General features: G+C 72.0%; 7 protein-coding genes. 4 read left to right on the top strand and 3 right to left on the bottom strand.

Going from position 1 to position 12,099, the window contains the following annotated elements; all coding sequences use genetic code 11:
* Positions 1-82 precede the first annotated feature (82 nt).
* Together HN031_RS17580 and HN031_RS17575 are read left to right on the top strand one after the other, a co-directional pair.
* Entirely contained in the window at positions 83-451 is a 369-nt protein-coding gene (locus tag HN031_RS17580) for a BlaI/MecI/CopY family transcriptional regulator (RefSeq protein ID WP_172273131.1), read from the top strand.
* Between the two features lie 15 nt (positions 452-466).
* Complete coding sequence (locus HN031_RS17575) at positions 467-1,336, top strand: M56 family metallopeptidase (protein ID WP_172273128.1); 870 nt, start codon at positions 467-469, stop codon at positions 1,334-1,336.
* 89 nt (positions 1,337-1,425) lie between these two features.
* On the opposite strand, the gene HN031_RS17570 is transcribed toward HN031_RS17575, so the two are convergent.
* The gene (locus HN031_RS17570; protein ID WP_172273125.1) at positions 1,426-4,860 is read right to left on the bottom strand and encodes a M4 family metallopeptidase; all 3,435 of its coding nucleotides are present in this window, start codon (positions 4,858-4,860) and stop codon (positions 1,426-1,428) included.
* A 238-nt stretch (positions 4,861-5,098) separates the two neighbouring features.
* On the opposite strand from HN031_RS17570, the gene HN031_RS17565 reads away from it, so the two are divergent.
* Both HN031_RS17565 and HN031_RS17560 read left to right on the top strand, forming a co-directional pair.
* Positions 5,099-7,747 (top strand): DNA translocase FtsK, encoded by a 2,649-nt coding sequence (locus tag HN031_RS17565; protein WP_172273122.1) that lies wholly within the window; start codon positions 5,099-5,101, stop codon positions 7,745-7,747.
* Positions 7,747-9,441, top strand: a complete 1,695-nt coding sequence (locus tag HN031_RS17560; RefSeq protein ID WP_172273118.1) for a RodZ family helix-turn-helix domain-containing protein — start codon at positions 7,747-7,749, stop codon at positions 9,439-9,441. Before HN031_RS17565 ends, HN031_RS17560 begins: the two co-directional genes overlap by 1 nt.
* A 17-nt stretch (positions 9,442-9,458) precedes the next feature.
* On the opposite strand, the gene HN031_RS17555 is transcribed toward HN031_RS17560, so the two are convergent.
* Positions 9,459-10,331, bottom strand: a complete 873-nt coding sequence (locus tag HN031_RS17555) for a phosphotransferase (RefSeq protein ID WP_172273115.1) — start codon at positions 10,329-10,331, stop codon at positions 9,459-9,461.
* A gap of 116 nt (positions 10,332-10,447) precedes the next feature.
* Positions 10,448-11,872, bottom strand: coding sequence for an HNH endonuclease signature motif containing protein (locus tag HN031_RS17550; RefSeq protein WP_172273112.1), 1,425 nt, complete (start codon positions 11,870-11,872; stop codon positions 10,448-10,450).
* Between the last annotated feature and the right edge of the window lie 227 nt (positions 11,873-12,099).

Genomic DNA, 12,099 nt, shown 5'->3' with positions numbered 1-12,099 from the left:
CCCCTTCGGCGCTATTACTACATCCTGTAGTAAATACTACTCCGTGTAGTAGTTCGGCGCAGCACCGCCTAGACTCCGGGGCATGAGTCCTCGGTCACGGATGGGTGAGCTGGAGCAGGCGGTCCTCGACGCGCTGTGGGAGCTCGACACGTCGCGCGGCGCCAGCGGTCGCGAGGTGCACGAGCGCCTCGGTGACCGCGACCTGGCCTACACGACCGTGATGACCGTGCTCGACCGGCTGGTCGGCAAGGACGTCGTCGTGCGCGAGCGGGACGGGCGCGCCTTCCGCTACGCGCCGCGGCTGACCCGCGCCGCGATGACCGCCGAGCTCATGCGCGAGGCACTGGAGGGCACGGGCGCCGACCGTGACCAGGCCCTCGTCTCGTTCGTCGGCGAGGCCAGCGCCGAGGACCTCGCGGCCCTGCGCCGTGCCCTCGCCGAGATGGACTGACACGGTCGGCCGGCCGTGCTCACGCCGCTCGTCCTCGGCGCGCTCGCCGTGCTGCTCGCGGGGCCGGTCCCCTGGGCGCTGTCGCGCTGGTCGGGGCTGAGGCGTACGCCGGCCGCGGCCATGCTGCTGTGGCAGAGCACGGCGCTGGCCGCGGTGCTCGCGGCCCTCGGTGCGGGGCTCTCACTGGCCACCGACCGGCTGTGGGAGCCGCCCGTCGCCGCGGTCGACGTCGTCGTCGCCGCCCTGGCCGGTGCGGTCACGGTGGTGGTGACCGCCCGGGTCCTGCTGAGCGCGCACCGCACCGGCACGGCGCTGCGGCGCGCGCGCCGGGTGCACCGCGAGCGGGTCGACCTGCTCGCGAGGACGGACGGGGGAGTGTCCGTGCTCGAGCACGACCTCCCCGTGGCCTACTGCGTGCCGGGCATGAGCGGGTCGCGCATCGTCGTGTCGCGCTCGACCCTGACCAGCCTCTCGGCCGACGAGCTGGCCGCGGTGCTGGAGCACGAGCGCTCGCACCTGCGCTCGCGCCACGACCTGGTGCTCGAGGCGTTCGCGGTGCTGCACCGCGCCTTCCCGCGTTGGGTGGCCAGTGCGGCGGCCCGGCACGAGGTGGAGGTGCTGGTGGAGGTGCTCGCCGATCGCGCCGCCGTACGCACGGGCGGGCGCCGGGCGCTCGCGTCCGCGCTGCTCACCCTCGCCGGCTCGACCGCGCCCGCCGGGTCGCTCGGCTCGGCCGGGTCGCTGGCGGCGCGGGTGGAGGTGCTGCGCGACACTCGCCCGCACCGGGTGCAGTCACTGGGCGTGATGCTGCTCGCCGCGGCGATCCTCGCCGTGCCGACGCTCCTCGTCGTGCTGCCCTGGCTCAGCGGCCTCGACGCACGCTGAGGACGCCCGAAGGCCCCGGCGGATCGCTCCGCCGGGGCCTCCGGTGATGGTGCTGGTGCTGCTGGGTGGTGCTCAGCTGCTGCTCGGGGTCAGCGGGTGACCCGGAACGTCAGCGTGTCCTTGCTGCGGGCCACGGTGTCGGAGCCGAGGTACGTCACCTTCACCGTGTGCTTGCCGGCCTTCAGGCCCTTCTTGAGGGTCCAGCCGGCCTTGCCCTTCTTGAGCTCGACCTTCGCCTTCTTGCCGTCGATCTTGATGACGACCTTGCCCTTGACGGCGACGTCGGCCTTCACGGTGACCTTGAAGGTGACCTTGTCGCCGGCCTCGGGCTTGGCCGGCTTGACCTTCACCTTGGTCTTCGAGTCGGCCTTGGTGGCCGCGAGGACGGTCGCGGTGAACGTCGCCGACGACTTGCCCTGGGTGCGGCTGCCGGAGTAGGTCGCGGTCAGCTTGTTGGCGCCCACCGGCAGGTCTGCCGGGAGAGCCACCGTGGCCTTGCCGTTGGCGTCCAGGTCGGCGCTGCCGAGGACCTGGCCCTTGGCGTCGGTCACCTTGACCTGGCCCGTGGGCGCGGAGCCCACGCTGCCGTCGCGGCTCACGGTGACGTCGACCGAGGAGGCGGTGCCGTAGGTGGTCGGCTCGGGCTTGCGCACCGCGACCAGCTTGGTCGGCAGCTTGCAGTCGATGAGCCTGACGTTGTCCACGGACCACCCGATGACGCCGCTGCAGCCGTCGCGACCGATGTCGAAGCGCATCTGCAGGGTGTCGCCGGACTCGAGGCCCAGGGCCGTCAGGTCGACCACCGAGGTGCCCCAGCCGGACTCCAGGGTGCCGCCGTCGGTGCCGGTGAAGGCGTCCTCACCCGCGAGCGGGTTGGTGTTGCCGCCGGCTGCCGTGGTCAACGTGGTCGGCGGGTTGTAGAGGTACGCCTCGGCCGGCACGGCCGCGAAGGAGCCGCCGTTGACGCTGACCTTGAGGTTGCCGCCGTCGTAGCCCAGCTCGGTCGAGACCGAGTGGTCGAAGGCGAGCTTGGGGTTCAGCACGTCGCCGACCTCGATGACGGGGCTGGCGATCGAGTCACGGCTCGAGAAGTCCCCGGCGCCGTTGGTGCACGCACCCTCGTCCGGGGCCGGGCCGAAGGCGACCTTGCCCGGGTGGTTCTCGACGGACGTGGACTGCCACGGCTCGTGGATCCCGCCCTCGAACACGACCTCGTTGCTGGCCGTCCAGCCGGCGAGACCGTCCTCGAAGTTCTCGCTCCAGCTGACCTCGTTGACGAAGCCGTCGCCGCAGAGCGACGGGGCCTTCGGGTCGAGCAACGGCTGGAAGTCGCACTGCACGGGCTCCGCGCGGAGCTCGGTCGCCGTGATGACCTTGGCCAGCTCGGCGCAGTCGGCCGCGGTGATGGGCGCCGCCGGCTGCACGTCGTTGTCCGCGAGGCTGACCTTGTTGATCGGCTTGCCGGTCAGATCGACGCAGGACGCCTCGAGGCCGTCGGCCAGGTCGGTGAAGTCCGAGGTCGGCGTGAGGTAGGCCGACTGGGTGCGCCACCAGATGTTGGACGCCTTGTCGAAGCCCATGCCGGCCATGGTCTGACCGTTGTAGGTGCCTCCGTCGACGGCCAGGGCGTAGGCGTGGTTGGGCACGCCGGAGTTGCTGTGGACGCCGCCGCCGTCCTCGGTGCTGCACTTGTACTCGGCGTCCGAGACCTTGCCCGGGTCGCCGTAGCAGGTGGGCGTCCACATGTCGCGGATCGCGCCACCGAAGGCCGAGGACTTCTCGCTCAGGACCCAGCGGGCGTTGTCGTCCTTGGCCGCCGCGTCGATGTCCTTGACGGTCATCGTCACCGCACCGACGGACTTGATCTTGCCCGCCGCCACGGCGTCGACCATGAGGCCGTAGATCGGGAAGTCGCCGCCGGCGGCAGCCGGCGAGCCGTTGGTGATGTTGCCGACCACGATGCCGGTCGCGCCGGCGTCGACGGCGTTCTGCACCTTGTCGTTGAGGATGCAGGCGCCACGGTCGACGTAGACCCACTTGCCCTTGACCGCGGCCGCGTTGGTGAGGTCGGAGCAACCGTCCGACGCGGTGCCGATGGGCTTGTTCGCGGCGTCGACCTCGATCGGGTCCACACCGGCGACGACGTCGGCCGTCACGCCGGCCTTGTCGAAGACGGGACCGTGCTGGAAGGGCACGGCCCATTCGCAATCGCCGGCCACCGACGCCGGCGCGTTGATGGTCGCACCGATCTCACCACGGGTGTAGCGCGAGCAGAGGCCGGCCGTGCGCTTGACGCCCAGGTCGCCCTCGCCCGTGTCCTCGCGGCCGTTGAGGATGTCCTGGGTCTCTCCGAACACGTCCGACATCGACTCGTTCAGCGCGCCCGACTGCCACTGGTAGATCAGGCCGGAGGTGTAGTCGGTGTAGGCGTGGCTCCACTCGTGGCCGACGGTGTCGTCGTCGTAGACGCCCGGGCAGAAGCTGGTGTACTGGCCGTTCCAGGACGCGTTGGGGCACCGGTCGGCGCGGTTGTGGACCATGTACATGGTGCCGCCCTCGCCGTCGAAGGAGTCGCGGCCGAACATGTTCTTGTAGAGGTTGTAGATCTCGCCCGCCGAGGCGACCATGTTCTGCTGGTCCTGGGTGAGGCTGCCGGGGAGCGGCTGGCCCTCGCGCCAGACAGGAGCGAGCGTGTCGTCGCTGACGTCGTCCGGGGTGTCGCCGTCGTCGGTGACGGTCAGGAGCCGACGGTCGCGCGCCTCGTGGATGCGGGAGTAGCGGTTGACGGGCTTGAGGCTGGTGCTGTCGAGCAGCAGGACCTCACGGACGGTCCCGCTGTCCTCGGTCACGTTGGAGACGTCGACCTGCCAGGCCAGGACGGCCTCGCCGTCCTCGCCCCTCACGGAGCCCTTCCGGTAGACGACGAGCTCGGCCCCGTCGGCGCGCAGCCCGGACGTGTCGACCGCGGTGTCCGCGTCGGACATCGGCGGAGCCGCCTCGACGATCGCCACGGCCGCCTTCGCGGCCTCGTCGCGGCTACGACGAGGGGTCGTGCTGAGGGACAGCCCCGGCGCGGCGAAGCCGGTGACCGAGGTCAGGTCGCCCTGCTTGTCGAGGTTGGCCTTGAGGCCCGACCCGAAGACGGGGACGCCCTGGTAGGTCTGCGTGTAGGTGACGGTCCAGCCGAGCGGTCCCGACTCGACTCGAACCTGCTCGAGCTCGTCGCTGCGAGCGCCGAGCACGGTGGCGTACTCGTCGAGGTAGGTGTCGGCTTTGGCGGCCGCGCTCGTGGCGTCGGTCGCGGACGTGCCGGGGAGCAGGTCGCCGTTGGAGCGGACGAAGCCCGCCTTGCCGGTGGCGGCTTCCCTGCTGATGGCGACCGAGCCCTCGGCCTGGTCGCGGAGCTGCGAGAGCAGCGAAGGTGCGGCACCGGGTGCCGCTGTTGCTTGCGCGCCGAGCGTGGGCAGAGCGGCCAGGCCGGCCCCCACGACTGCGAGTGCAAGCCCCCTGTTGAGGAGCTTCACGTGTGTTTCCTCCAGTGTTCGTCGCCACGCGGCTCCGATCGGCCGGGTGACCCGGGTCACCATAAGCACCTGTCCGGTCGGTCAGGAAGACCCCATGGTCGGTTTTCGTCCGATATCCGCCACCCGCCGGACGATCTGCTGCTAAGGGCCCGGGAAGCGGGACGCGTGGTCGAAGTTCTCAGGACACGCAGCCGTGTGATCCCTGTGGCTGGTGTGACTTGCCCGTAGGGTTCCCGGCATGGCGACCCGTACGTCTTCCCCGCCGGGGTCGCGGAGCTCGAGCACGTCCGGAACCAAGGGCAGCACCAAGGCCTCGAGCACCCGATCACGGAGTACCAGCAAGCGCCCCGCCCCTCGCTCGACCTCGTCGAGGGGGCGGAGCGGCTCCACCGCGTCCAAGCGGCGCCCCGCCGCGCGTCCGGCCCCCCGCGCCGTCCGCAACGGCGCCGGTCCGGTCTCCCGGGCCTTCGGAGCCCTCGCCCGCGGGGTCGTGGCCGTCTGGCTCGGCATCGCCCACGCCGTCGGTGCCGTCGCGCGCTCGATCGGACGGTCCGCACGCGACCTCGACCCCGAGCACCGCCGCGACGGTGCCGGGCTGTTCCTGATCGGCGTGGCCCTCGTCGTCGCCGCCGCCGTGTGGTGGCAGCTGCCGGGCGGTGTCATGGACTTCGCCCGCTCGGCCACCGCCGGTGCCGTCGGCAAGGTCGGCTGGCTGGTGCCGCTGTTCCTCGTCTACGCCGGGTGGCGGACGCTCCGCGACCCCGAGCGCAACGGTCCGGTGGGTCGCCAGGTCATCGGCTGGGCCGCGTTCGGCCTCGGCCTGCTCGGTATCGTGCACATCGCCAACGGCAACCCGCAGCCCGTGCTCGGCGACGCCAGCAACCTGCAGGAGGCCGGGGGAGCGGTCGGCTACGTCACCTCGAGCCTGCTGCTCGACCTCATGCAGACGCCGTACGTCGTGGTGCCGCTGCTGGTGCTGCTCGCCACCTTCGGCATCCTCATCATCACCGCCACGCCGGTCTACCAGGTCCCGGTCAAGCTCGCCGCGCTGCGCGACAAGGCGCTGGGCCGCTCCGCGGCCGAGCCCGAGGCAGCGTCGGAGGACGACGACGCCACCCGGCCCGCCCGCACGCGTCGTCGCTCGATGCTCGACCAGGACGAGATCGACCCCGAGATGGGCGACCCGGCCTACGACAGCCCGGTGCTGGCCGACCGCGAGCTCAAGAAGCGTCGCAAGAAGAAGGACGCCGAGCCGTTCGAGGACTACGGCATCGACCTGTTCGCCGACGCCCCGACCGAGGTGGCGCCGGCCGTCGAGCCGGCCCCCGTCGTCGTCAAGGACGCCGACACCGGCCCCGTCGAGCCGCCGCCGCACACGCCGCTGCCCGCCCGCGTCGAGCAGCTCGCCCTGTCCGGCGACATCACGTACTCGCTGCCCGACAACTCCGCGCTCAAGCCGGGCTCGCCGCACAAGGCGCGGTCCAAGGCCAGCGACGCGGTCGTCGAGCGGCTGATGCAGGTGATGGACGAGTTCGGCATCGACGCGACCGTCACCGGCTACACCCGTGGCCCGACCGTCACCCGCTACGAGGTCGAGCTCGGCCCGGCGGTGAAGGTGGAGAAGGTCACCGCCCTCTCGAAGAACATCGCCTACGCCGTGGCGTCCGCCGACGTGCGGATCCTGAGCCCGATCCCCGGCAAGTCCGCCATCGGCATCGAGATCCCCAACCTCGACAAGGAGATCGTCTCCCTCGGCGACGTGCTCCGGTCCGGCACGGCCCGCGCCGACCACCACCCGATGGTGGCGGGCCTCGGCAAGGACGTCGAGGGCGGTTTCGTGGTCGCCAACATGGCCAAGATGCCGCACCTGCTCGTGGCCGGTGCGACGGGCTCCGGCAAGTCGTCGTTCATCAACTCGCTGATCACCTCGATCCTGATGCGGTCGACGCCCGACGAGGTGCGGATGATCATGATCGACCCGAAGCGGGTCGAGCTGAACGCCTACGAGGGCGTGCCGCACCTCATCACGCCGATCATCACCAACCCCAAGAAGGCCGCCGAGGCGCTCGCCTGGGTCGTGCGCGAGATGGACATGCGCTACGACGACCTGGCCAACTTCGGCTTCCGTCACATCGACGACTTCAACAAGGCGGTCCGGGCCGGCAAGGTCGAGGTCCCGGCGGGCAGCGAGCGCAAGGTCACGCCGTACCCCTACCTCCTCGTGATCGTCGACGAGCTCGCCGACCTGATGATGGTCTCGCCGCGCGACGTCGAGGACTCGGTCGTCCGCATCACCCAGCTCGCGCGTGCGGCCGGCATCCACCTGGTGCTCGCCACGCAGCGGCCGTCGGTGGACGTCGTCACCGGCCTGATCAAGGCCAACGTGCCGTCGCGGCTCGCCTTCGCCACCAGCTCGCTCGGCGACAGCCGGGTCATCCTCGACCAGCCGGGCGCGGAGAAGCTGGTCGGACAGGGTGACGGGCTCTTCCTGCCGATGGGGGCCAGCAAGCCGGTCCGCGTCCAGGGCTCGTGGGTCACCGAGGCCGAGATCCACCAGGTCGTCAAGCACTGCAAGGACCAGCTCGAGCCGACCTACGTCGAGGACGTCACGGCCCCGGCCTCGGCGAAGCGCGACCTCGACGACGACATCGGCGACGACATGGAGCTCGTGGTCCAGGCCATCGAGCTCGTCGTCTCGACCCAGTTCGGCTCGACGTCGATGCTGCAGCGCAAGCTGCGCGTCGGCTTCGCCAAGGCCGGGCGCCTGATGGACATCATGGAGAGCCGCGGGGTGGTGGGCCCCAGCGAGGGCTCGAAGGCCCGTGACGTCCTGGTGAAGCCCGACGAGCTGGATTCCGTGATCGCCACGTTGGAGGGGGGAGCCTGATGGGCGCCGCAGCAGTGCACGAGACAGAGGTCGGCCACGACCAGCACGACGAGCACGAGGGGGAGGGCCTCGCGGTCGCCCCTGACCACGTGGAGGTACGTCGCCACGCCGGCGTCGCCGCCGGGGTCGGTCTGACCGCCTCGGCGGTCGCCATCGCCTACTTCGCCCGCGCGACGCAGAGCGGCTCGGTCCTTGACTGGGCCTTCGTCGTCGCCATGGGCCTGCTCGCCGCCTACTGGCTCGTCGGCCTGGTCGACGCCCGGACGCCCCTGCTGGTCGCCGACGCGCAGGGCATCCGGATCCGTCTCGGCCGCACGTGGCGCGGCCTGCCGTGGTCCGCGGTGCACCACGTCGAGCACACGCCCCGCCAGGGCCTGCTGCGTGACGGTCGCCTGGTCGTCGTGCCGCACAACCCCGAGCTGGTCGAGTCCGAGCTCACCGCCGCCGGCAAGCGGCACGCCGGCGTCTCGCGGCTCATCCACGGCGCTCCCTTCGCCGTCCCGCTGGGCCTGTCCACCCGCGTCGTGGGCGCCGGTGACGACCTGACCGAGGCGTTGGGCCGGGTCGCCCGCGACGCCGGCCAGATCGTGGTGCTGGAGCCCGAGGCAGCGCCGTCGTCGGAGGTTGAGTCGTCGTCGGAGATCGAGGCCCCGGAGATCGAGGCCCCGGAGATCGAGGCCCCGGAGATCGAGGCCCCGGTGGTCGAGGCCCCGGTCGACGACGTCCCCGTGGCGCCAGTCGTCGCGAGCCCGACGCCCGCCGCGCTGCGCGAGACCGGCGCCGCCCGTCGCTCGGAGGTCCGTCGCGACTACGCCGAGCCGGAGCAGGACGACCTCGAGGGTCGCGAGCTGCGCCGCCCCGGTCGGGTCAGCCTCGTCGAGGAGACCCAGTCGTGGGGCGACCGCGTCCGCGCCATCGCCCGTCCGGGCGAGCCGGTGGAGCCGCTGGTGCTCGACGACTTTGAGGTCGAGCCCGCCGAGGACCCCGTCATCGGCCCGGAGCTCGCTGCCGCCCGTACGCGTCTCGGCCTGTCGGTCGACCAGCTCGCCGACCGCACCCGCATCCGCCCCCACGTGATCGAGGCCGTCGAGGTCGACGACTTCGAGCCGTGCGGTGGCGACTTCTACGCCCGTGGGCACCTGCGCACCCTGGCCCGGGTGCTCGGGATCGACGTCGCCCCGCTGCTGGCGTCGTACGACGAGCGCTACGCGCACGCCCCGATCAACCCGCGCCGGGTCTTCGAGGCCGAGCTGGCGACCGGTGCGCACGGCTCCATCCGCGGCACGCGTGGCGGTCCCAACTGGTCGGTGCTGGTCGCCGTCGTCATGGCGCTGGTGCTCGCCTGGTCCATCGCGCGGCTCGTGATGGACACCCCGCCCGAGCTGCGTGGCTCGACGCCGGTGCTCAACGGCTCCGGTGGCCCGCAGGGTGGGGGCAGCGCGCCCGTCGCCGACCCGGTGGCCGTGGTGCTCACCGCGCCGTCGGGTGGCGCGAAGGTCGTGGTGCGCGACGCGCTCGGGGAGATCGCCTTCCGCGGAAGCCTGGCCGTCGGCCAGAGCCGTGAGCTCCAGGCGTCGCCGCCGGTCCGCGTGCAGTCCACCGACGGGGCCGTGACGGTCTCGCTCGCCGGCGCCGATGCGCGTGCGGTGGGGGAGCCGGGCACTGCCGGCCAAGGGACCTTCGTCGCCGACTGAGCCGGCCGCTGCCCGGGTCAGGCGGCGCCGAGGGCCTCGAGCCGTCGCCGCGCGTCGGCGAGGCCCTTCTCGTTGTCGGCGACCTCGACGTCGCCGGTGAGGTCGTCGGAGGCCAGGCGCGTCGCGAAGTAGACACCCTGGACGGCCTCGCGGAAGAGCCGGAACGCGTCGAGGTGCTGCATCTCGGTAGGGTCGAGCGGCCCCGTCGCCTGGTAGGCGCGGAGGAACGTCGCCGCCTCGTGCGGGCCACCGAGGTACATCACGGCCGACGCGACGTCGTAGAGCACCGGCCCACGCCGGGCTCCGGCCCAGTCGATGAGCCCGGTCACCTGGGTCTCGTCGTCGTGGACGAACGCCTCGGGCGCGGGGTCGGTGTGCAGCACCGACCACATCAGGCGCAGCGAGTCTGTCGCGGCCCGGGCTGCCTCGATGGCGGCCAGGAGCCACGGGTGACTCTCCACCCCGGGCGCCGCCGGACTGAGCCAGTCCTGGGCGAACGTGGCGGTGCGCGGTCCGACGCCCGGTTCGCTTGCCACGTGGACACCAGCGAGGACCTCGGCGATCCACTCCTGCTCGGCATCGGTGTCACCGACGAGCTCGCGGCCCGGCACGTGCTCCAGCAGCGCGAGGGCGTGCTCGGTGACGACGATGCGGCCGTCGAGCGCCGGGACCGGGCGGCCGGTCAGGAACCCGGCCGCTGCCAGCATCGTGGCGACGTCGGCACCTGCCGCCAGGTCGGCCACCCCCGATGCCGGCACGAGCTTGGCGACGTAGACCGCTCCTCGGTGCTCGACGAGCCACGTGCTCGAGTTCATGCCGCCGTCCAGCGGCCTCACCCGAGGCGCGTCAAGCCCCCAGAACCGGGTCAGCAGCTCGCTCGGATCGATCACAGGTGCACCGTCTCATGCCGGTTCGCTCAGCTCTTGGTGGCCGGAGGTCCGTCCGTGGTCGTGGCGGGCGCGCCGATGGCCCCGCTCGCCTCGGGCCGGCGGGGTGCGGGGCGGGGTCATGGTCGGTCGGGTGGCTCGGGGTCGTCGGCGGCGCGCGGCGGGGTGTCGATGCGGGTGGTGCCGGTGCGGTCGCGGCGGTAGCGGTGCCTGTGGGGGCTGGTCCACTCGTAGACACCGGGCTTGATCACGTCGTAGCGCCAGGCGGTGTGGGTCTTGAGGCGGTGGTGCCAGCGGCACTCGGGTGCGAGGTTCGAGGACACGGTCGGCCCCGGCTGGGAACGGCCCTCGGCGGCGGCGTCGTGGTCGTAGGCGATGACGTGGTCGATGTCGCAGGCCCGCGCTGGGCGGGTGCACCACGGGAACACACACGTGCGGTCGCGCAGGATGATCTGTTCGCGGATCCGGTCGGGAATGTCGTAGCCCGGTGCCGTGAGCTCCGCGGTGAGGTCGATGACCGGCTTGACGGTCACCTTGGTCCGAGAGTCGCCGCACCAGTGCTTCACCTGGTCGAGGAGGACGAGCCGCTGCCCCTCCTCCATCCGCCCGGTGGAACCGAAGACAGTCTCCAGCCCCTCGAGGCTGGCGTCGAAGTGGGCGTGCACCGCTACCTCCCGGGCGATGGGCAGGCCGTCCTCGCTCCGCGCGGCGGTCGAGCCTTGCGCGTGGAGGTCGAGGGCGGTCTGGGTGCGCGCCAGGTCGCCCAGCGCAGCCGATCGTCGGGCGTCGAGCGGAGCGTGTGAGCCGAGGGCCTTCAGCGTCTCGGCGCCGTGGGCGAGGGCTCGGTCGAGGTCGAGGGCGTCGGCGATGCCGAGCTCGGCCTCGAACCGCATCGTCCCGGCGTAGTGCACGTCCTCGGAGTGGAGGGTGGCGTGGCGCGGGTCGACGTGCTGCCAGCCGTCCTCTGGATCCTTCGTGGGGTCGTGGGCGTCGAGGTGGTGGCGCTTGATCGTCTCCGCGACCAACCGGTCCAGCTGCGCGGCACCGACCCGCCCGGCGACGGCCGCGACCTGGGCGTCGACCCACTGCGCCGCCTCGACTGTGAGGGACGGGGTGGCATGGATCGTGGCCTCCGCGACCGTCCGCGCCCGCCACGCCGGCACCGCACCGGCCTGGACCTGCGCCCACAGCCGCGGGAGCCGGTGCCGCAGCTCGAGCGCGTGCCCGATGAGCCGCTTCGCCGACGTCGACGAGATGCCGAGGACGGTGCCGAGCTCGGCGATGCAGAACTCCGCCACCGCCGGACAACCCGGGCCGGCGATCGGCTCCTCGTGCTCGAGCCCGTAGCAGCCATCGTCGGTGAACACCGCAGCGGTGTGGATCGACTCCGGCGGGTGCAGGTCCGCCCAGCGGGCGGCCACCTCCAGCACGTCCGCTGCCGCGCGGTCCTCAGCGGCCTTCCGGTCGCGGGCGAGTGCCAGCAGCGCGGAGGCCGAGAGGTCCTCGACCTTTGCCTCGGGTGCCCCTGCCAGCGTCTCGATCATGTGTTCGATTTTACGGTGCACTACCGACATCGGCCCGAGCTCGAGAGATCTGTTGAGGAGGTCTCGATACGCCTCGCTCGTCCCTCGCTCGGCTACTCGACCACCCACAGGAAGCGGGTCTCGATACGCCTCGCTCGTGCCTCGCTCCGGCTACTCGACCACCGGGGAGGGGGTCGCGGTACGCCTCGCTCGTGCCTCGCTCCGGCTACTCGACCACCGAGGAGGGG

The organism is Nocardioides sp. zg-1308 (assembly GCF_013155375.1).
Lineage (GTDB): Bacteria > Actinomycetota > Actinomycetes > Propionibacteriales > Nocardioidaceae > Nocardioides > Nocardioides renjunii.
This window is presented reverse-complemented; position numbering and strand designations above follow the sequence as displayed.